The 22,472-nt window shown below is 66.5% G+C and carries 11 protein-coding genes; 8 read left to right on the top strand and 3 right to left on the bottom strand.

The genetic code is table 11. The features are described from left to right. Positions 1-14: 14 nt before the first annotated feature. Together C4K27_RS19090 and C4K27_RS19085 are read left to right on the top strand one after the other, a co-directional pair. Positions 15-1,022 carry a magnesium chelatase ATPase subunit I gene (locus C4K27_RS19090; RefSeq protein ID WP_053261737.1) on the top strand — a complete coding sequence of 336 codons (1,008 nt, stop codon included), beginning with the start codon at positions 15-17 and terminating at the stop codon, positions 1,020-1,022. Positions 1,023-1,075: 53 nt separating this feature from the next. Next, complete coding sequence (locus tag C4K27_RS19085) at positions 1,076-1,678, top strand: vWA domain-containing protein (RefSeq protein ID WP_173613352.1); 603 nt, start codon at positions 1,076-1,078, stop codon at positions 1,676-1,678. A 56-nt stretch (positions 1,679-1,734) separates the two neighbouring features. On the opposite strand, the gene C4K27_RS19080 is transcribed toward C4K27_RS19085, so the two are convergent. The 3 genes from C4K27_RS19080 to C4K27_RS19065 all read right to left on the bottom strand — a co-directional run bounded on the left by C4K27_RS19080 (position 1,735) and on the right by C4K27_RS19065 (position 4,498). Continuing rightward, positions 1,735-2,058: a hypothetical protein gene (locus tag C4K27_RS19080; protein WP_009044456.1), complete on the bottom strand. Its 324-nt coding sequence runs from the start codon at positions 2,056-2,058 to the stop codon at positions 1,735-1,737. 407 nt (positions 2,059-2,465) lie between these two features. After that, positions 2,466-4,004: an MFS transporter gene (locus C4K27_RS19070; RefSeq protein ID WP_053261736.1), complete on the bottom strand. Its 1,539-nt coding sequence runs from the start codon at positions 4,002-4,004 to the stop codon at positions 2,466-2,468. Beyond that, positions 4,001-4,498 carry a GlcG/HbpS family heme-binding protein gene (locus C4K27_RS19065; RefSeq protein WP_007930475.1) on the bottom strand — a complete coding sequence of 166 codons (498 nt, stop codon included), beginning with the start codon at positions 4,496-4,498 and terminating at the stop codon, positions 4,001-4,003. The genes C4K27_RS19070 and C4K27_RS19065 overlap by 4 nt, the downstream gene beginning before the upstream one ends. A gap of 103 nt (positions 4,499-4,601) precedes the next feature. Between C4K27_RS19065 and C4K27_RS19060 the strand changes: the two genes are divergently transcribed. From C4K27_RS19060 to C4K27_RS19035, 6 genes are all read left to right on the top strand, one after another. After that, on the top strand, positions 4,602-5,474 hold the full coding sequence (locus tag C4K27_RS19060) for a LysR family transcriptional regulator (RefSeq protein ID WP_053261735.1): 873 nt from the start codon (positions 4,602-4,604) through the stop codon (positions 5,472-5,474). 417 nt (positions 5,475-5,891) lie between these two features. Next, positions 5,892-7,454: a TerC family protein gene (locus C4K27_RS19055; RefSeq protein WP_053261734.1), complete on the top strand. Its 1,563-nt coding sequence runs from the start codon at positions 5,892-5,894 to the stop codon at positions 7,452-7,454. 262 nt (positions 7,455-7,716) lie between these two features. Next, a complete protein-coding gene (locus C4K27_RS19050; protein WP_053261733.1) occupies positions 7,717-9,828 on the top strand; it encodes a type I secretion system permease/ATPase in 2,112 nt (703 codons plus the stop codon). Beyond that, entirely contained in the window at positions 9,825-11,210 is a 1,386-nt protein-coding gene (locus C4K27_RS19045; protein ID WP_375538245.1) for an HlyD family type I secretion periplasmic adaptor subunit, read from the top strand. Before C4K27_RS19050 ends, C4K27_RS19045 begins: the two co-directional genes overlap by 4 nt. A 2-nt stretch (positions 11,211-11,212) precedes the next feature. Beyond that, positions 11,213-13,360: a type I secretion system permease/ATPase gene (locus tag C4K27_RS19040; protein ID WP_053261731.1), complete on the top strand. Its 2,148-nt coding sequence runs from the start codon at positions 11,213-11,215 to the stop codon at positions 13,358-13,360. A gap of 121 nt (positions 13,361-13,481) precedes the next feature. Beyond that, a complete protein-coding gene (locus C4K27_RS19035) occupies positions 13,482-22,463 on the top strand; it encodes a TcdA/TcdB pore-forming domain-containing protein (protein WP_053261730.1) in 8,982 nt (2,993 codons plus the stop codon). Positions 22,464-22,472 lie beyond the last annotated feature (9 nt).

The following is a 22,472-nucleotide window of genomic DNA, read 5'->3' as shown; positions in this document are numbered from 1 at the left end:
TACCGAGAACCGACATGAGCGATACCCCACATTTCCCGCTGTCCGCCGTGGTCGGCGCCGATGACCTGAAACTGGCGCTGTGCCTGACGGCCATCGACCCGAAAATCGGCGGGGTGTTGATCGAAGGCCCTCGGGGCATGGCCAAGTCGACACTGGCCCGCGGCCTGGCGGACCTGCTGGCCAGCGGGCAGTTCGTCACCTTGCCGCTGGGCGCGACCGAAGAGCGCCTGGTTGGCACCCTGGATCTGGACGCGGCGCTGGGCGAAGGCCGGGCGCAGTTTTCCCCGGGCGTGCTGGCCAAGGCCGATGGCGGGGTGCTCTACGTCGACGAGGTGAACCTGCTGCCGGACCACCTGGTGGACCTGCTGCTGGACGTGGCCGCCAGCGGCACCAACCTGATCGAGCGCGACGGTATTTCCCACCGGCATTCGGCCAGGTTCGTGCTGATCGGCACCATGAACCCAGAAGAGGGCGAGCTGCGTCCGCAACTGCTGGACCGCTTTGGCCTGAATGTCGCCCTGAGCGGGCAGACGCCGCCCACTGAGCGGGGGCAGATCATTCGCCGGCGGCTGGATTTCGACAGCGATCCCCAGAACTTCTGCCAGCAATGGGCCGCCGAGCAGGCGGCGCTGCGCCAGCGCTGTCAGCAGGCGCGGCTGTTGCTGGCGGAGATCGCCCTGGACGATCGAGCGCTGGAGCGGATCACCGAGCGCTGTTTCGCCGCCGGCGTCGACGGCCTGCGCGCGGATCTGGTGTGGCTGCGCGCCGCCCGCGCCCACGCGGCCTGGCGTGGTGCCCGGGCTATCGAGGAGCAGGACATAGACGCGGTGGCCGAATTCGCCCTGCGCCATCGCCGTCGTGACCACCCGCCGAGCGCGGCGCATCCGCCGCAGCCATCTCTCGCGCCATCCCCGGCCCAATCCAGCCCCGCCGAAGGCCAGGGCCAATGGGGCGAGCTGCCGGCCCAGGCGCTGGCCACCGGCGCCCGGCGTGAAGTGCCGAGCTGGCCAAAAAAGCCCTAGGCATTCGCCCCCGGTCCGACGCGGGGGCGAATGCCAAGTCCCGCGCCGGGCGGTTGGACAAGGGCAGGCAAGGCCGCGCGCGCGCGGCCGTCCACGGCTCGATCAACTGGCCCGGCACCTTGCTCAACGGTCGGCCCCACCAGCGTGACGATCTGTTGTGGCACCTGCGCAGCCGTTCGCCCCATGAGCTGTGGCTGGTGATCGTCGATGCATCGGCCTCGACCCGCCGCCATCAGGCACTGAGCGATGCCAAGGGCCTGCTGGCCCAGCTGTTCGATGATGCCTACCGGCAGCGCGCGCGCCTGGCCCTGCTGACCGCCAGCGGCCGCGCGCCGAACTGGCAGGTGCAGGGCCTGAAGGCTTCGAAGGATTTGCGCGACGGGCTCGAGGGGCTGGGCGCGGGCGGCGGCACGCCGTTGCTGGCGGCCTTGGCCGAGGCGGGACGGTGGCTGGTCTCGCGGCACAAGCGTTACCCAGCCGAGCAGCAACGGGTACTGCTGCTCACCGATGGCCGGCTCAAGACCTTGCCGCCCTTGGAGCGCCTGGGTTGTCCGACTCTGTTGATCGATATCGAACGCGGGCCGATCCGCCTCGGCCGCGCTCGCGAGCTGGCGCAGCAGCTGGATGCACAGTACCGGCATATCGATGGGGTGTGATGGGGTGAGGGCAGTCCGGCCGTGAGCCGGCCGACGACTGCCCCCGGATCAGCGTTTCAGCCGCCGAAAGGAGCGGAACGGATGGCTTCGCCTTTCCTGGCGCAGGAAGGCGGGTTGGTCATGCCCAGGGTGAGCAGGTTGCCGCCGTTGATGATGCAGTTGAACTCCTTGTTGTCGTTGGTTTTCAAGGCCACGTAGGTGTTGGTGCCTTCGGTGCGACGGCTGACGATGCTGACGTCCGAGGGCGCATAACCCAGGGCGCCGCTGGTCTGGGATTTGATCTGTTCATCGCTCAGGGTATTGGTCTTGCCGGCGATGGAATTGCAACCGGCGAGTCCGAGGGTGAGGGCGCAAGCCAAGGCAAGGGGGACGACTCTCATGTGTTGCTCCTTTATTAGGGTGAGGTCCGTCGGAAATCCTAGCAGCGGCGTATTTTTTTGCTGGGTGTCCTGGATGTTTTTTGCGATCCGCTGCGCGAATCGAGCATTACCAGCCGACGGACGGATGCGTTTGCTCTGGCGCCCCGTCCTTTCCCTTGAGAGCGGGCAAGAGCGTCCCCTTGCTGGCGCTCTTGCATCGGCTATTACCTGACCATTTCCTGTCGGTACTGGCGCGTGCGCCTGGCGCTGTTCAACTGGTCGAGCAGCAGCGCCAGCCAGGGGCGTACTTGAGGTTTGGGCGCGCGCCCGCGACTGAGGCGATGCATCTGCAGGCGGGCGATGGTTATGGGCCTTGGTCATGGCCACCGAACGATTTCAGTGGCCGTAGGACGGACCCTCGCCTGATTTCACTCCACGCTCAGCGTCAAAGGCCGCGGCTGCGGGATGGGATTGCGCATCAGCGTGCCCACTGTCACTGCCGCCAGCAGCGCCAGCAGGCCGGCCACCCAAAGCACCACGCCGAAACCGTCGATAAAGGCCTGGCGAGCCAGCGGTTCGACCAGCTCTTTCGCCGAGTCGGGCAGCAATGCCAGGGCTGCGGGCATATCGCCGGCCACCACCCGGGAGGCGATGGCCTGGGCCTGGTCGAGCCATTGCGTGGCGCTTTCACCCAGGCTGGCGTGCAGGCGTTGCTGGGTGTGGCTGCCGAGCAGGGCGCCGAACACGCCGATGGCCAGCATGATGGCGCTGAAGCGCATGGTGGTGCTCAGGCCCGAGGCCATGCCGGCGCGGTCGCGGGGCACGCAGGCCATGATGTTTTTCTGTGTGTCGCCGTTGAGCAGGCCGGCGCCGGCACCGGTCACCGCGATGGCCAGGGCAAAGCTCAGGTAGCCGCCAGCCTGCACGGCCCAGGCGGCGAGCAGGTTGCCGCAACCGACCAGGGTCAGGCCGGCGGCCATCAGGGTCGCCGGGGCATAACGCGTCGCCAGGCGCACGCCGATGCGCGGACAGATCAACATGGTCAGGGCAAATGGCAGCATGCCCAGCCCCGAGGCGATCGCCGAGAAGCCCAGGCCGTTCTGCAGGTAGAAGGGCAGCAGGGTCATCATCACCTGGGCGCAGCCGGCGTAGGCGAACATCCCCAGCAGGGCACCGATGAAGCGCGGATGGCGGAACAGCTGCAGGTCGACCATGGGCCGGCGCTGCACCCGCTCGATCAGCACGAACAGCCCGAGCAACGCCACGCCGCCCAATAGTCGGGCGTAGGTCAGCGGGTGGCTCCAGCCGATGCGATTGGCTTCGATCAGGCCCCAGATCAGGCACAGCAGGCTGGCGCTGAAGGCCAAGCTGCCCCAGGGATCGAGGCGGGCGGCCTGGGTGTCGCGGGACTCGGGTATCGCGCGCAACACCATCAGCACCAGCAGCCCGCCCACCGGTAGGTTGAGGTAGAAGATCCAGCGCCAGCCGATGAACTCGGTGATCAGGCCGCCGACGGTGGGCGCGGCGGTCATCGCCACGCCCATGCAGGCCCCCCAGAACGCCCAGGCCTTGGCCCGTTCGACCTCGTCATGGAAGGTGTGGCCGATGGTGGCCAGGGCCGAGGTCAGCAGCAGCGCCGCGCCGACCCCTTTGATCGCCCGGGCGATGTCGAGCAACAGCACGTTGGGCGCGGCGCCACAGCCGAGGGAGGCGAGGATGAACAGCCCAAGGCCGCAGAGCAGGGTGCGCTTGCGCCCGAAGCGGTCGGCCAGGCTGCCGGCCGGCAGCAGCAGCGCGGCGAAGGCCAGCATGTAGGCGCTGACCACCCATTCGATATCGGCGAAGTTGGCCCCCAGATCGCGGGCGATGCTCGGCAGGGTCACCGCGACTATGTTGGTGTCGAGCACGATCAGCGAGCACACCCCGGAAGCGGTGAGCAGGGTCAGGCGCGGGCTGGCCGGCCTCATGGCTGCACCCGTTGACCCAGCGCGGCGAGGGCGGCCTGGGCGATTTCATCGTCGTGGGCCGGGGTGTCGGCGCTGATGCCGATGGCGCCGATCACCTGGCCGTCGACGCGGATCGGCTGCGCGCCTTTCATCATCAGCAGGCCCGAGGTGATGGCCGCCTGGCGCCCGCCGTTGATGGCGTTTTCCAGGTCGCCGGAAGGGCGCTTGAACAGCGCCGAGGTCCGCGCCTTGCCCTGGGCCAGTTCGATACCGGCCACCACCGGCGCACCGTCCATGCGCGCGCTGAGGATCGGCCAGCCGCCGTCGTCGACGATCGCCACGGCGCAGGGCCAGCCCTTGGCCGAGGCGGTTTCCTGTGCGGCCTTGAGCAGTTGTTGGGCAGTGGCGAAATTGAGGATTGCCTTCTGGGCAACGTCGGCGTCTTTCTCGGCGGCGAAAGTCGTGGGCACGCTGCAGCAAGTGATCATGGCCAGAAACAGTGGTTTGACGTGCATGGCGTGGGCTCTCTACTGTGAAGGTCTGGCCAGCTTATCCCGGGCTTTCGCCCGTTCTGTTAGACGAGCTGAAGCACTTCATTACCTTTGAGCTAACGCACTTATGGAAATCCGTCATTTCCGCTATTTCCTGGCGGTGGCCCGGCAACGCAATTTCACCCGCGCCGCCGAACAGCTGGGCATCGCACCGCCAACCCTGAGCCGGCAGATCCAGGATATGGAACAGACCCTGGGCACCCGCTTGTTTGTGCGCCAGCAGCGCGAGGTCAGCCTGACCGAGGCCGGCGCGGCCCTGGTGCGCGAGGCCGAGGCCACGGTGCGCCAGTTCGAGTTCGCGCAACGTAACGCCCAGCGCGCCGGGCGTGGCGAAATCGGCCATATCGAGCTGGGCTACGTGGCCTCGGCGGTGTATTCGGGGCTGCTGCAAAAACAGGTGCAGCGCTTCATCCAGGACTGCCCGGACGTCAGCCTGAGCGTGCGCGAAAGCCCGATGGCGGCATTGCCCGGATTGGTGGCCGAGGGGCGGTTCGACATCGGTTATGTCCGCTCGCCCATGACCCTGCCCGAAGGGGTGGAGGCGGTCCGCCTGGATGGCGAAGGTTTTGTCCTGGCGCTGCCCGCCGAGTCCTGGCTGGGGCGCTTGCCGGAGATCGCCCCGGCCCATTTGCATAACGAGACCTTCGTGCTTCCGGAACAGATCAGCGGCACCTTGCAGGTCGCCGCCGAGGGTGGTTACGCGCCGAAACTGGGGCCGCAGCCCGGCGGCCTGGTGGCGGTGCTGGCCCTGGTCTCCCTGGGGCAGGGGGTGGCCGTGGTGCCGGAATCGGTGGTCGGGCACGTGGGGCTGCCCAATGTGTTGTACCGGCCGATCCAGGGCAGCACGGCTTCATCCTGGCTGTCGCTGATCCACCGCCGCTTCGAAAAGGCCCCGGCGGTGGCGCGGTATATCGAGCAGGTCAGAGGTGGATTCCGTTAGCGCTCATGAGTAGTCGCATGCACTCAATAGGCTTTTTCGCGAGCAAGCCTGTTCGTGATAGCGCTGCTCCAGGCAGCCCCCGATAAGATCTTGAAATGATTTCCCCCATGGGAAATTCCCCTTGGGGTTGTAGGATTCAAGTCCGTTTTTCTTCACAGGACTTGCATGAACACCCTCTCGGAGCCTCCCAGTCGTCCTTATTCCTGGACGCCTCAGCCTTTCCTCGCTCGATCCGTCTCGCGGTGCCTTCCGTCAGTCATAAGGCGCGGCCGTTACCCCGAACTCGTTGTTTTTCGCTGCTCGCCGCCGGTCGTCGCGACCGTTGGGCGCTGGCCTGCGCTCGCCGTTCCAAGGCCTTGTGGCCTTGCCTTGCCGTGCCCGGCTGTTTGATTTCACTGGAGAGATAGAGTCGTTTTTATGGAATGGATAATGGACCCCACGGCCTGGCTTGGCCTGTTGACCCTGATCGTGCTGGAGCTGGTGCTGGGGATCGACAACCTGGTGTTTATCGCGATCCTCGCGGACAAGTTGCCACCCCACCAGCGTGACCGTGCGCGGATCATCGGCCTGTCCCTGGCGCTGATCATGCGCCTGGGCCTGCTGGCGAGCATTTCCTGGTTGGTGACCCTGACCGCGCCGCTGTTCGAGGTGTTCGGCAAGAGCTTCTCCGGTCGCGACCTGATCATGCTGTTCGGTGGTGTGTTCCTGCTGTTCAAGGCCACCATGGAGTTGCATGAGCGCCTGGAAGGCCATGTCAGCCAGCGCGCCGGCAATGCCGCTTACGCGCTGTTCTGGCCGATCGTCGCGCAGATCGTGGTGCTCGATGCGGTGTTCTCCCTGGACGCGGTGATCACCGCCGTGGGCATGGTCGACGAACTGGCGGTGATGATGATCGCGGTGATCATTTCCATCGGCCTGATGATTGTCGCCAGCAAGCCGCTGACCCGCTTCGTCAACGCGCACCCGACGGTGATCATGCTGTGCCTGGGCTTCTTGATGATGATCGGTTTTGCCCTGACCGCCGAAGGCCTGGGTTTCCACATCCCGAAAGGCTACCTGTACGCGGCCATCGGTTTCTCGATCCTGATCGAACTGTTCAACCAGATCGCCCGTGCCCGCCGCAAGAAATCCATGCAGGGCCTGCGGCCGATGCGCGAGCGCACGGCCCACGCGGTGATGCGCCTGCTGGGCGGTCGCCAGTTGGCGGTGGAGGAGGTGGGCGAAGAGATCGCCGACCTGCTGGACAATGGCCAAGCGCCGAGCGCCGAGCTGTTCGATCGCCGCGAGCGGGTGATGATCAGCGGCGTGCTGCAACTGGCCGAGCGACCGATCCGCACCTTGATGACGGTGCGCGCCGACGTCGACTACATCGACCTGGCCGACGATGCCGAAGCCATCCGCAACAGGCTGATGCATTCGTCCTACTCGCGCCTGCCGCTGATTCGCGACGGCGCGGTGGAAGAGCCGCTGGGCTTCGTGCACAAGAAGGAGTTGCTCAAGGAATACCTGGCCGGCAACGAGCCGAACCTGGAACACCTGGCGCGCACGGCGATCAACCTGCTGGACAGCTTCTCGATCCTCAACGCCCTGGAGCAGATGCGCAAGGCCTCGACCCACATCGCGTTCGTGATCAACGAATTCGGCGATTTCGTCGGCGTGCTGAGCATGACTGACATCCTCGAATCCATCGCCGGCGAGCTACCCGACGCCAGCGAAATCGAAGGCCCGGACATTGTCGAAGAGCAGGGCGGTTTCATGGTCAGCGGCGCCTTGAACCTGGCGCAGATCCGCCAGCGCACCGGCTTCGACGCCGAACCGACCGAGGACTACCAGACCCTGGCCGGGTTGGTGATGAGCCTGCTGGACCGCTTGCCGGTGATTGGCGACCGACTGCAATGGCAGGACTGGACACTGCAGGTGGTGACGGTGGAAGAGCGGCGAGTGACCCGGGTGCTGCTGCACCGGCAGGATGCCGCCTGAGCCATGAGCTGACAGAAAGCCGGACGCGAGTCCGGCTTTTTTTGGCCTGGAACATGACCCGAGCCAAGGCCAGGCTCCGGCTGATTAAGTTTTACTTAAAAGCTTTCAACCCCGTGGCTGATTATCATTGCCGGGTGGCTGCCGCAGACTGGTTTCGTATCTCCATGCACCCCCGTTCTTGCAGCGCGGGTCTTGAAACGAGCGGTCTATGTCAGTCAATCCCGCAATACCCCCGCAGCCAGCCCTGGTCGAATGCCCCGCCATGGCGGAGCTTTCCGCCACGGCGGCCCTCCACTCGGCCCTGGCCTGTTGCCAACTGCTGCTGCAACTGACCCAGGAGCGCGCGCCACAGGCCGCCGACCCGGGAACCGAACGCGACCTGCGCCGGGCGCTCAAGGACTACGCCCGGGGCGCCGGCGTCGATTTGCGCCTGGAGCGTCTGGCGCTGGCCCGGCTGACCCCGAAGATGCTGCCCCTGGTCTGGCGCGACCGCAGCGGCGCGTTCATCCTGCTGGCCCGGCTGTCCGACGCGCAGGCGCTGATCCAGCGACCTGCGGCCCATACCCCGGATGTACTCGACCGCGCGCAGTTGGCCGAAGAGTGGAGCGGCGAGGTGATTCGCCTGCGCCAGGGCGGCCTGCGCTTCGATCTGTCCTGGTTCGTTCCGGAGCTGCTGCGCCACCGGCGGATACTCGGCGAAGTGCTGCTGTGCTCGCTGCTGCTGCAAGTGCTGGCCCTGGCGACCCCGTTGTTCTTCCAGGCAGTGATGGACAAGGTCATGGTGCACCGGGCGCTGTCGACCCTCGACGTGCTGGTGATGACCCTGGTGGTGGTCGGCCTGTTCGAGGTGCTGCTCAAGGGCTTGCGCGAATACCTCTCGGCGCACACCGCCAATCGCATCGATATCGGCCTGGGGGTCAAGCTGTTCCGCCATCTGCTCGGCCTGCCGCTGCTGTACTTCAAGCAGCGCCAGGTAGGCGCGATCATCACCCGGGTCCAGGAGCTGGACAGCATCCGCGAGTTCCTCACCGGCTCCTTGCTGACCCTCTGTGTGGATGTGGCCTTCACCTTGGTGTTTTTCGCGGTGATGGCCTGGATCTCCTGGCCGCTGACGCTGCTGGTGCTGCTGACCCTGCCGCTGTATGTGCTGCTGGCCTGGGCCAGCAGCGGCCCGCTGGAGAAGCGCATCGAGCGGCAGTTCTACAGCGCCGCGCGCAACACGGCCTTTCTCAATGAAAGCGTGAGCAGCAGCGAAACCATCAAGAGCCTGGCGGTGGAGCCGCGCATGCAGCGGCGCTGGGAGGCGCAGACGGCAGAGATGGTCGAGGCCGGTTTTGCCAGCCAGACCCTGGGTAGCGCGATCAGTCAGATGGTCACGCTGTTGCAGAAAGTCACGGCGGTGGCGGTGATCTGCTGGGGCGCGAGCAAGGTCATCGACCTGCAGATGACCATTGGCCAACTGATCGCCTTCAACATGATGCTGTCCCACGTCAGCCAGCCCCTGGCCAAGCTGATCGAGGTCTGGCAGCAGTTCGTCCGGGTGCGGGTGTCGGTGGACAAGCTGGGCGACATGCTCAACCTGCCGGTGGAGCAGGCCGAGGGCGACCAACGCCCGGCGCAGGCCCTGCGCGGCGAGGTGCGCATCGAGCAAGTGACGTTCCGCTACCGCCCGGAACTGGAGCTGGTGCTGCGCGGCCTGGACCTGCACATCGCCGCCGGCCAGACCCTGGGCATCGTCGGGCCGTCCGGGTCGGGCAAGAGCACGCTGACCCGCCTGCTGCAAAAACTCTATACCCCCGATGCCGGGCGCATCCTCATTGACGGCATGCCGCTGCAGCAGCTGCAACCGGCCTGGTTGCGCAGCCAGATCGGCGTGGTGCTGCAGGAAAACTACCTGTTCAACCGCAGCGTGCGGCACAACATCGCCCTGCGCCATCCCACGGCGTCCCTGGAAAGCGTGATCGCCGCGGCGCGCCTGGCCGGCGCCCACGATTTCATCCTGCGCCTGCCGCTGGGCTACGACACGGTGCTGGCCGAAGCCGGCAGCTCGCTGTCCGGCGGCCAGCGGCAACGCATCGCCATTGCCCGGGCGCTGATGGGCGACCCGCGGATCCTGATTTTCGACGAAGCCACCAGCGCCCTGGACGACGAATCCCAGGCGCTGATCCAGGACAACATGGCGCGCATCGCCGAGGGCCGCACGGTGATCATCATCGCCCACCGGCTGTCCGCGGTCCGCCATTGCCAACGCATCATCGCCCTGGAACAGGGGCGTATCAGCGAGTCGGGCAGCCATCAGCAACTGCTGGCCAACGGCGGTTGTTATGCGCGCTTGTGGGCGCTGCAACAGGCGCTGCGCAAGGAGGCCCAATGATGCGCGGCTTATTGACCCCCTTGCGGCGCGCCTGGCAGCAGCTGCGCGAGGCGCCGGCGCTGCGGGGGCGTAGCCGCGACGAATACGAGTTCCAGCCCGGTTACCTGGAGATCGTCGAGCGCCCGCCCGCGCCCTGGGCGCGCGGCACGGCACTGCTGTTGATCCTGTCGATCCTGCTGGCCCTGGGCTGGGCAATCCTCGGTTTCCTCGACATCCATGCCAGTGCCGCGGGGCGCCTGATGGTCTCCAGCTACACCAAGGTGATCCAGGCCCATGAGGCCGGCGAAGTGCGGGCCATCCATGTGCGGGACGGGCAGCGGGTCAAGGCCGGCGACGTGCTGGTGGCGCTGAACCCGATCGGCATCGACGCCGAATTGAGCGAGTTGCGCGCGCAACTGGCGTTCAAGCGCCTGGAGCTGGCCCGGGCCCGCGCGCTGCTGACCCCGGACCCGCTGGGCAGCTACCAGGCGCCGGACGGCCTGGACGCGGAACAGCTCGCGGCGGCGCGGGAACAGTTGGCGAGTACCTGGAAGGAGATCCGCGCCAACCTCGACAGCCTCAATGCCGAGATCGCCATCAACCAGGCCAACCAGCGGGCCCGCAATGGCGAGATCGCCGCCCTGGGCAAGCTGGCCAGCAACGTCCGCCGGCGCCTCGATGCGCGCCGGGCGATGGCGGCCGAACAACTGATGCCCCGGGTCGAATTGCTCGAACAGGAAAAGGAGCAGCTGGAGGTCGAGCGTTCCCTGGCCCAGCAACATGCCGAGTTGCAGGTACTCAAGGCCCAGGCGCAGAACCGCCGGGAGCAGCGCGACAGCTTCCTGGCCAGGACCCAGCGCGAACAGCACGACCTGCTCAACCGCAGCCACCAGGATGTCGCGGTGCTCGAACAGCAACTGATCCGCGGCCGCGACCGGCAGCGCCTGCAAACCCTGCTGGCGCCGGTAGACGGGGTGGTCCAGCAACTGGCGGTGCATACCCTGGGCGGCGCGGTGCAGCCGGCGCAGCAACTGCTGGTGATAGTGCCCGAGGGCGCCGAGCTGGATGCCGAGGTCATGGTGCTGAACAAGGACGTCGGTTTCGTCAGGGCCGGGCAGCCGGTGGAGATCAAGGTCGATGCCTTTCCCTACACCCGCTACGGCACCTTGCGCGGCACGGTCGAGCATGTCTCCGGCGACGCCATCAAGGACGAACAGCTGGGCCTGGTGTTCCCCACCCGGATCCGCCTGGAGCGCGCCGCGATCGCCGCGGGGCAGGGGTGGATGCCCTTGCAGGCCGGGATGAGCGTGACCGGCGAGATCCGCACCGGCGAGCGGCGGGTGATCAATTACCTGCTGAGCCCGATTCGCGAGTATCAGTCCGAAGCGTTGCGGGAGCGTTGAGCATGACCACCGCCTTCAATCCCGCGGCCGAACAGTCGCCGACTGTCCTCGATACCGGCCTGCACGCCCTGGCCTGGGCCGCTCGGCGTTTCGACCTGAGCATCAGCGCGGCGCAGTTGAACCACCGCCTGGGGCGGGTCGAGGGTCTGGCCGACAGCCTCGATCTGCGGCGCTGCGCCGGCTGGATCGGCCTGCGGGCGCGGGCGGTGCAGAGCCATGTACAGCGCTTGCAGCACCTGCCGTTGCCGGCCCTGTTGGAAACCAGCCAGGGCTGGGCGGTGCTGGACGCGGTGGACGGCGACCAGGTGCGGCTGTTCTGGCCGTTGCAGGGGCAGTGCCAGAGCTTGTCTCGCGAGGAGCTGGCAGCGCTCTGGCAGGGCCAGTTGCTGCTGCTGGCCGAGCGGCATGTCGAACCCAGGGTGCGCGGTTTCGGCATCGGCTGGTTCCTGCCGTCGATCCTCAAGCATGTACGGCAGTTTCGCAGCGTGCTGCTGGTGTCGCTGATGCTGCAACTGGTGGCGCTGGTCACGCCGCTGCTGTTCGAGAACATTATCGACCGGGTCCTGGTCAGCCGCGGCCTGTCCAGCCTGCAGGTGCTGGGCATCGCCATGCTGGCCCTGGCGCTGTTCGAGCCCTTGTTCGGCCTGCTGCGTTCCTGGCTGTTCAGCAACGTGGCGAGCAGGATCAACGCCGAGTTGTCGGCGCGCCTGTACCAGCACCTGATCCAGCTGCCGCTGGGCTATTTCCAGGGGCGGCAGACCGGCGAGATCATCGCCCGGGTCGGCGAGATGCAGCAAATCCGCCAGTTCCTCACCGGCTCGGCCCTGACCCTGGTGCTGGACCTGGCCTTCTGCGGGCTGTTCATCGCCGTGATGTATGCCTACGCGCCGCTGCTGACCTGGGTGGTGGTCGGCTCCCTGGCCTTGTACTTCCTGTTCTGGCTGTGCGTGGGGCCCTTGCTGCGCAGCCGGGCCTTGCGCGAATACGAGTTGAACGCGGCCAACACGGCCTTTCTCACCGAGGCCGTGACCGGCATCGAGACCATCAAGACCGGGGCCATCGAAAGCGGCTTCCAGCAGCAGTGGCAACGCCAGCTGGCGGCCTATGTGCGCGCGGCGTTCCACACCCGCATCGTCGGCATCTGGGCCGGGCAGGGCATCGGCGTGATCCAGAAACTCACCGCGGCGCTGTTGCTGTGGTGGGGGGTGATGCTGGTGCTGGACGGCCAGTTGAGCCCCGGCCAGCTGGTGGCCTTCAACATGCTGGCCGGCCATGTGGTGGAGCCGATCCTGCGCCTGGCCCAGGTCTGGCAGGACTTCCAGCACACGCTGATTTCCCTGCGGCGCCTGGGCGACATTCTCGACACTGAGTGCGAAAGCGGCAGCGGCAGCGGCGGCCTGGCCTCGGTGCCGGCGTTGCAGGGCGGAGTGAGTTTCCAGGGTGTGCGCTTTCGCTATGAGGAGGACGGCCAGGAGGTCCTGCGCAGCCTCGACCTGGAGATTCGGCCGGGGGAATTTGTCGGCATCACCGGGCCTTCCGGCTCCGGCAAATCGACCCTGACCCGCCTGTTGCAGCGCCTCTATGTGCCCCAGCACGGCCGGGTGCTGGTGGACGGCATCGACCTGGCCATCGCCGACCCGGTGGCCCTGCGCCGCAACATGAGCGTGGTGCTGCAGGAAAGCGTGCTGTTCGCCGGCAGCGTGGCCGAGAACATCCGCCTGTGCCGGCCCCAGGCCAGCGATGCCGAGGTGCAGCACGCCGCCAGCCTGGCGGGAGCGGCGGCCTTTATCGAAGCCCTGGCCCAGGGCTACGAGACCCAGGTCGGCGAGCGCGGCGGCCAGCTTTCCGGCGGCCAGCGCCAGCGCATCGCCCTGGCCCGGGCGCTGCTGAGCAACCCCGGAATCCTGCTCCTGGACGAGGCCACCAGCGCCCTGGACTACGAGTCGGAAGCGGCGGTGATGGCCAACCTGCAAGGCATCGCCCAGGGCCGCACGGTGATCAGCGTGGCCCACCGGCTCAATACCCTGCGCCACGCCGACCGGATCCTGGTCATCGATCAGGGCCGGGTGCTCGAACAGGGCACCCACGAACAACTGCTCGCCCTGGACGGGCTGTACGCCCGGCAGTGGGCTTTGCAGATGAAGGATTGAACCCACTGACGGCAGGAGTACCCACGAACCAGGCATGCCTCCCCACCCCGGATATTCATAGCGACAGGCAGCCTTTCGCGACACGAAGGGCTTCGCTCAAAACAGACAAAGGATCACTGCAATGGCTTCCATGTCCAAGGACTTCACGCGCCTGCTCAATACCCTGATCGATCAACAGGTCAAGGCGGCAGGCAGGCAAACCGAATGGTTCAACATGAGCGCCGACGAGCGCGCCGCGTACATCGCCCAGGTCGGCGAGCGCCTGCTGGAAATGCAGCAGAGCACCCTGAGCGTGCTGGCCGCCCAGCACTATCAGATGCAGGACAACCCGGTCTCGGTCGGCGACCAGTTGCAGACCCTGCAACAACGCCGCAAACAGATGAACGCCATTCCCGACACCCCGGCCACCAGCGCCTACAAGCTGCAACTGGACCGCGACATCCAGTTGTACAGCCGCCAGCAGACGGCGATCACCCACTATGACAGCACCTGGAACAAGGCCCTGGGCATGCTCAGCCCCGGTGGCGCCAAGCAGTTGGACATCAAGGGCCTGAAGGCCGATGCGCTGGCCAAGCAGGACAAGCTCGACGGGCGGATCAAGCGCCTGGAGCAGCAGTTGACCATCCAGGTGGCCGACTCCACCTTCAGCCAGGCCTACGTGACACTGTTCTCCGAACTGCAGGCCTACAAGGACGTCAGCGCCCGCTACAACACCTTGCTCAAGGCCACGCCCGAGCAGCAGGCCGCGAGCCTCGGCGCGCTGGCCAAGGCGCCCCGGGCCTCCGACGATCTGCCGGTGAACATTTCCCTGCTGATGATGGAAGAGCGCCCCGGCTATATCCGCATGAACGTGGCGCTGGTCAATGCCAGCACCGATGGGCGCTTCAAGGACTTCTTCCTGGAGAACGGCAGGCTGGTGGTGCCCACCGACGGGGTGCTGAACTTCTCCTTCGGCACCGCGGCCCGCTCCCTGGCCTGGCAGCAACAGTACCGGCTGAAGAACGAGCCGCCGTCCTTCCGCTCGCCAACCTACGCGCCGATTCGCTCGGTGCTGGTCAAGACGTCCTTTGTCGAGCAGTACTTCGCCAACCACCTGGTGTCGGAAAGTTCCTTGCGCGAAGGCTTCAAGGCCCAGGTGCTGGGCAACGGCCACAAGCTGCTGTTGACCAGCGTCGATCGCAAGGTGCCGAACCAGGTCGGCATCCAGGTTTCCGGCCAGTCGCCCAGCACCACCGTCACCCGCGAAGTGCCCCTGGCCGGTGCCTTGAGCGAGCTGATCAACCAGAACGCGGACATCGCCAGCTTCCAGACCATTGGCCTGGAAGGTTTTCGCCAGAACAGTTACCACCCCGACCGTGACGGCGTCTTCGTCAATATCCACGAGCTCGAACGCTCGGTGGGCCTTGCCGAGCGCCAGTACCTGCTGGAAATGCCTCAGGGCGGCGAGTACCGCGCTGCGACGCCTTTTGCGCTGATGACCGTCGACGGCGACAAGGTCAGCAGCAGCCACCTGAGCAAGGCGCAGACCGACGCCCTGTATCAATACAACGCGGCGTTTTTCGACAAGCTGGAGCAGCTGCGCGATGGTGGCATCAAGGCCAGCCGCCTGTTCGAAGGCAGCCGCGAACGCGCGGCCTTCACGCAGCAGCTGACCCGCTTGCTCGAACGCAACCACATCACCCCGGCCGGGGTGCTGATGCCGGAACACAGCCGCGCCAGCCTGCGCGATATCAAGGGCAACAACCTGAACAAGGTGCTCTGGGAGCAGGCCTTCGCCGCGTCGGTCTGGCAGAGCCGCGACAACGACGCGTTGCTGTTCGGCCTGGCCGACAAGCTGGTGAACAACCAGGCGGTGGCCAAGGTCCTGCAAGGCGGTTATGTACAGAGCGACATTGCCCAGGCCAAGTTGCTGCTGGCGCCGCTGTACGAGCCATGGCGGGCCCGGGCGATCGACGCGGAAACCCAACGGGTCGCCGCGGCCAACGCGGCGCAGCATCCTGGCAACCCGAAAGTGCATGTCTTCGATCAGGTGGCGGTCGAGCGTTCCCTGGACAGCCAACTGCTGACCCTGTTGCTGCGCGGCCCCGAAGGGCTTGCGCCGGCCGATGGCAAACTGCGCCCGACGGTCGAGGCGCTGCTGTCGAGCGACCAGGGCCGCAGCCTGCGCAAGCAGGCGCTGTTCCATGCCCTGCGCCCGGTGGCCGACAGCTTTTCCAAGGCCGCGGTGCCGGTCAATGCCCATGCCGCGCTGGCGCCGCCAAGTGGCGCCGACAAGGTCATGATCAACAACCGGCTGAATCAGCCTGACCCTTACCTGATCCTCAATACCCACCCGGAGCAGGTCCAGGCCGATACCACCTTCCTGATCGCGGACGACAAGTACCGCAGCTACAGCCAGTTCCGTCCCGACCCGGGCAATGCCGCCACCCGCTACATGAACGACCTGGACACGCCCTTCGTGGGCGGTATTTCCGGGACCACCCAGACCGTCAGCAATGCCTTGCCGGAGTTGTTCGGTAGTGCGCTGAGCGTCAAGCAGTACTGGCAGTTCCAGATGGCCAACGCGGCCTTCATGATCCGCAACGGTTATCACTCGTTCTTCGAGACCCTGTATGTCGCCGCCCGTTATGAACCCCAGGGGCCGGGCAGCATCGGCCAGGACCTGTTGCAAATGTTCGACCGCTACCGCGCCGAAGGCAGCCAGGAGGCGCTGCACGGCGAGCTGTACGACGGGGTGATGGCCCGTGTGCTGCCCATCGTCAACCAAGGCTTGCCGGCGGCCGAGGAGTTCCATCCGCCGCGTTTCACCAGCGTTGGCCCGCTGCCCGCGCTGCTGGGGCAGGCGGCCAAAGACCTGCAGCTCAAGACCGGGCTGGCGTCCCTGGGCGCCGGGTTCGAACCGCGCCAGGGCAGCGCCGACATCCAGCAGTTCGCCGCCGACCCTGTGCAGTTCGCCAAGACCCATACCCTGAGTGCCGAGGCCCTGGTCAAGTCGGGACGCCTGCCGGCCCAGGGCAACGTGCAGTTGGTCAAGGTCGCGCCGAACCTGTACGAGCTCGAATACACCGAGCACAGCGCCAATGACATTGCCGGCAGCGGCGTCGACAGCGTGCCGGCGTATTTTCTAGGCTACAACGGGCCGAACCAGGCCAATGCCGCGCCGGCCTATGTGGACATTCCCAAGCACGCGGCCGCGGGCAGCTTCCTCTTCACCGGCACCTTGTCGGGCTGCTCGCTGGTGGTGACCAGCCTGGACGCCAATACCTTCCGGGTCTACCACGACGGTCGGGTCAACAGCTCGCTGCTGTACGACAACGTGGTGATGGCGGTCGACTACAAGGACTATCAGGTCGCCGGCACCGCCGAGGGCCTGGCCGCGGCCTACATGCAGTACGTCGACGGCCAGTGGCAGCTGGTGTTCCAGCGCCAGGAGTACCAGCGCGACGGCCAGATGGTCTGGCCGAAGCTGCGCGACGGCGCGCAACCCCTGCAGATCCAGAACGCCGACCCTCAGGTGGTGGAACGCAACCGGGCCGAGTTCGCCGCCTACCGCGAGCAGGTGCACCAGAACCTGAAGAAAGTCGCGACCCAGTTCGGGGTGTCGGTCGACGGGGTGGCCGACGGTGTCTACCGCGATGGCGCCTTTTCTCCCGAGCATCCGGCGATCGCCGCCTGGAACCAACTGCGCGAAGCGGTCCAGGTCAAGGTCAACGCCGATATCCAACAGCTGGCCGACAAGCGCTACCAACTCCAGCAAGACCGGCGCGGGGCCAGCGACAAGGGCCTGATCGACCAGCAGATCAAGCAGCTCAACCTCACCCAGGACTACTACCGGGCGCAGTACGACCCGGTGTTGCGCGAAGCCGGCTCGGTGGAAAAGACCTGGCTCTGGCAGCAGATCAAGGCCAAGGACGGTAGCGCCGCGGTGGTGCGCACCGACGATACGGCGATCCAGGGCGCAGGCGAGGAGCGCGCCAGCAGCGTCGGCGAGCGTTATGCGATTGCCGAGGCCTATCAGCGCGGCGCGCGGGGCACGGCGTTCAGCGACGGCTTGCGGGATTTCCGCGAGATCAAGATTCCCGGGGTGGACGACCGGATGTCGGCCCTGAAGATGAAGCAGCTGTTTCTCGACGGCACCCTCACGCCCCGCGAGCGTGGCGCCCTGAGCGGGCGCATCACGGAAACCGCCCAGGCCGAGTACATTGACAAGGTGCTGCGCCAGACCGCGGTGTTCAGTGAAGACTTCCACAAGGCCGGCAGTGTCTTCGACCGGCTGGCGCCGCAGGACTTCTACCTGTCGCTGGTGGGCGACCGCTCCGGCGGCCGTTGCTACCCCCTGGTCCGGGCGATGGCCGTGGCCCTGGCCAGCGGTGGCGAGGCGGGCGTCAACAGCCTGGTACAGAAGCTGTTCCTGGCCTCCGCCGACCCTCAAGCGGGCAGCTCGACGCTGCTCAAGAACAGCCTGATCCGCCTGCATTCCAATGTCGAAGCGGTCCAGGCTTCCAGGGAGCTGGGGCAGGTCAAGTTGTCCGAGGTGGTGTCGCGGCTGGCCGCCAGCAGCGGCACCTCGATGTTCGCCCTCAACACCCAGAACCACTCGATGATGGTGGGCAGCACACAGACCGCCGAGGGCCGTCGCTACTACTTCTATGACCCGAACGTGGGGATCTTCGCCTTCGACTCCAGCAAGGGCTTGACCAAGGCCATGCAGCAGCACCTGGTGACGCGCAACCTGGCCGCGCACTATGGCTCGTTCGGCACAAAGTCGCTGCCGGCGTTCAACCTGATCGAGATCGATACCGGCAAGATGGCCGAGGTGCCGGTGGGCAACGGGCTGAATGTGGCCGATCTGTCGCGGCCCGAGGAACTGGCCGTAGTCATCGGCCAGCGCCGCCAGGTCGAGCAGGCGGTGGGCGCCCGGCAGCGCGTCAGCGAAGACCTGCGCCTGGGGGCGGCGTTGACCACCTTCGACGCCGAGCAGTGGGGCGCGCGCTTCGAAGTCGCCAGCACCCGGCTGGCCCGGGAGCACCAGTTGGGCAGCCAATGGATACCGATCATTGCCAACATCGAGGCACAGCAGGAGGGCGGCTATCGGGTCCAGTTCATCAACCGTGACCAGCCCGAGCAGACCCGCTGGCTGGCCACCGACGATGGCACCTTTGTCGAGTTCCGGCGTTTCGTCGACGAGCACATGCGGGTGTTCAACCAGCACTTCACCCTGGAGCACGGACAGATACGGCCGCGTGCCGGCGTTAGCGAAGCATCGCCGGTGGATGGCTTGAACGCCGGCTTCGCGGTGCAGACGCTGATCCAGTGGTTCGCCGACAAGAACCGCAAGGACACAGCCCAGGGCACGGTTTCGCCGGACCTGGCCACTGCGCTGAAGATCCACAGCTACCTGGGCCTGGCGCAGATCGGCCATGGCACCTTGCAGGACGTGGCCAAGGTCACCGAACTGGTGCAAACCGCGTTGCGCGGCGAAGCCATGGCCGCCGAAACCTCGCTCAAGGACTTTGCCTCGACCCTGGGCCACACCGTCAACGAAGGCGCGGGCGTGCTGTTTGGCGGGGCCATGGTCGGCCTCGATGCCTATGAACTGGCCCATGCCGAGAACGATGTGCAGAAGGCGGTGTTCGGCACCCAGCTGGCCTTCGATTCGGCCAGTTTCGTCACCGGCGCAGCCGGAGTCGGCGCCGGACTGCTCGGTGCCTCGACGGCGGCCGCGGTGCTCGGCGGCGCGGGGGTGATCCTCGGCGGTCTGGCGGTGGGCTTCACCGCGCTGGCCCAGGCCTTTGGCGCGGTGGCTGAAGACGCCAAGGCGGTCGGGCGTTACTTTGATACGGTCGACAAGGCCTACAAAGGCAATGGCTACCGTTATGACGCGGAGAAGAAGGTGCTGGTGCCGCTGGCCGGCGCGGTGGTCAAGCGCCTGGACCTGCGCAACAACCAGATCGGTTTCGACAGCCAGTACATTTACCGCACCCACCACGGCTCCACCGGTTCCGGGGCGATCAACTACTTCTTCTGGGCCGGGGATTTCCCGCGGATGATCCACGACCGTGGCCAGGCAATCGAGGTGCGCAGCGGTATCGGCTACAAGGACGCCACGCGCACGCTTGAGCATGGCGACAGCACGGCGGTGATCCTGCCGGGCACGCCCAAGTCCTACATCAGCTACGAGTACATGATCCTGCCGGGGTCCACCACCCGGCATGACACCGGTTTCGATGTGATCCGCCGGCTCGAGGAGGACCGGCGCTTCGACTACGACTTCTACATCTTCCCGAGCGAGGAGACGATCCGGCGGATTCGCCAGGAATATGTCGAGACCCCGATCGAGGTGCTGCTCGACTCGCGTGACCGGCAACTGGTGATACCCGAGCTGCCCAAGGAGCTGCACGGCTATCTGAACTACCAGATCAAGGGCGCGGGCGGGCGCTATCTGGTGGGGCTCAATGAGGGCACCCGGGTCGATCTCGCCAGCGAGGCAGGCACGCCGTCACGCTGGATCATCGATACCAGCCAGCTCGAGAGCGACAGCATCAGTGTGTCGAAAGACCAGATGGTGGTCGGCGGCGTGGTGGTCAAGCTCGACCCGGCGAGCAACGGCCAGGTGCTGGTGGTCAACGCCAAGGGCGAGGTGCGTGAAGTCGATTTCGCCGACATGAGCGCCCGGGTGGTGGAGGAAGACGCGAGCAAATGGCAGCTGCCTGGCCAGCGTATCGAACAGCACCTGAGCGAGCTGGCCAAGGCCCATCAGCTGCACGGTCAGTACGTGGTCGTCGATAACTACCGCCACGAAGGACGTAATGTCGGCCGGGCGTTCTACGACGTCGCCAACAAGCGCATGCTGTTCACCGACACCCAGGTGGAGCAGGCCAGGAACGCCCAGTTGGGGGCGGTCATCGGCGAACATGCCTACTTCGTCGACGCCGAGAACGCCGCGGCGTGGCGGGTCGAGATTGCCACCGGCAAGGTCGACGCGCAGTTCGCCCCGTCGTTCAACCAGAGCGCGGGCCGGATCAGCCGATTCTGGCAAGAGGGCGAGGCGGTCTACCTGGCCCGTCGTTATCAGCTCAAGGAGCGCGAGGCCGAGCTGAACTTCCGCATCCTCGGTGACCGGATGGAGCTGGTCGGGGTGGTCGGCGATGACACATTGCTGCAACTGTCGGCCCGTACCGACCAGCATGGCGATGCGCTCAAGACCCTGCTCCAGGGCTACCAGAGCCAGGCCACGCAGCGGGCCACCCCGGTGTACAGCCTGGGCGCGCCGATGATGGAGCCGAGCGCCGCGGCGCTGGTGACGGTGTTTGGCCTGGATAGCGCGAAAGTCGCGCACCGCTACTGGGTGCGCACCAGCGACGGCACGGTGATCAAGCCGAACCTGGCGCCCCCGGCGGGTCAGCAGCCGCCAGTGGATGCCCAGGGCAAGCCCCAGAGCGCCTGGCCGATTCCGGCGGACCTGGTGTTCGCCGGCAGCATGCCGCAGCCGGCTGGCCAGGAAGTGTTTTTCTTCTACAGCCAGAAGCAGAAGGTGCTGTTCCGCCAGGAAGGGCCGGGGCAGAAAGTCCTCGACGGCAGCCAGCCGAGCGCCTTGCGCCTGGCCACGCCGACCCTGGCCAATGTGCTCGAACTCAACGGCCATCTGCTGGCCGTGACCGAGGACGGGCGGGTCGCGCGGATCGAAGCGACAGGGCGCCTGAGTTATGAAGCGGTCAACGAGCATTGGCTCAAGGGCCGCAGCACCTGGTGGCAGGACCTGGCCAGTGTCAACGGCAGCAACGCCACCCTGGCGGTATTCGGGGTCAAGGCCGCCGACGGCAAAAGTGCGCTGCCGGTGTGGTACCACAACGGCCAGGTGGTCGTGGCGTCTTCCTCGCTGCAAGGCAAGCCGCTGCAATTTCTCGGCTTCGACAGCGCCAGCTCCAGCGCGCGGCTGTTCGAGCCCGAGAGCGGCAAGCTCTACCTCCAGGCACCGATGACGTCCGAGGCGCTGGCGACCGCGTTCGGCGGCGACGAGGTGCTTGAGGCCTCGGCGCAACTGCCCGCCGCCACGCTGCCGATGCCCGAGGTGCAACTGCGCTCGGCGGTCCAGGTGGATGCCGGGCTGCGGTTGACGACGGTGCAGGGTGAAATCCTGCTGCGCGCCAATAACGGCGATGTGCAGCTGGTGGCGCTCGACAAGGGCTGGCAGCAGCAACACCTGGGCAATCTGTCCCAGGCGCTGGCGCAAGTGGCTGAGCAGTGGCGAGCCAAAGGCGTGCTGACCTTGCAAGGCGCTGAGAGCCTGGGCTGGTTCGATGTCGCCAGCGGGCGGATGTTCGCCAGCACCGGCATTCCCGCCGCGAGCGACCTGCGTTTTATCGGGGTGGCCGCCGAATCGCAGCGCTCGGCGTACGTTTACAGCCCGACGGAACAGGCGCTGTACAAGGTCAAGGAAGGGGCTGCGCAGAAACTCGGCCAGTACGCCAATGTCGAGCGTATCGGTTCCTCGCTGCTGCTACAGGGCGGCGGCGGTCGTCAGGACGAACTGGCGCCGCCGCAGATCGCCGGGGTCGACAGCGTGGTACTGCATGGCGGCGGTGCCAGCGACACCTACCGCTTCAGCCCGGCGATGTGGGCGCATTACCGCACGGTGGTGATCGACAACGATGACCCGGGCCAGGCCCTGGACCGCCTGATCCTGCCGGTGGCCGATGGCAAGAACATCCTCGTCAGCCGTCGGGGCGAGGATGTGCTGCTGACCGACGCTGGCTCTGGCAGGGCCTTGGTGCTGCGCCAGGTGTTGGGCAGTGAGGCTGCGGCGCACCGGCATCTGCAGATCGAGCTGCAAGGCGACTCGTCGGTGATCAGTGTCGATCATCTGGTGAAGGGCTTTGCCCAGGCGGGATCGGCCAAGGACGCTTTGTTCGAGCTGTCCTCGCGCGAGCGCCAGGCCGTGCCGACGGCGAACGACATCGCCTCGGTGACGGAGGCCGAGGGGTCCAGCCTGGCCAAACTGAGCGGGGCCATGGCGGCCTTCGCCGACACCGGCGGGGCGCGTGAGCACCTGCCGCAAAACCGTCAGGCCGCCCAGGCGGTGCTGGTGCCTTCACTGACCTGACCACGCGGG

The organism is Pseudomonas chlororaphis subsp. chlororaphis, assembly GCF_003945765.1.
GTDB lineage: Bacteria > Pseudomonadota > Gammaproteobacteria > Pseudomonadales > Pseudomonadaceae > Aquipseudomonas > Aquipseudomonas chlororaphis.
The sequence above is the reverse complement of the archived record's forward strand: the minus strand, read 5'-3'. Positions and strand labels throughout refer to the sequence as shown.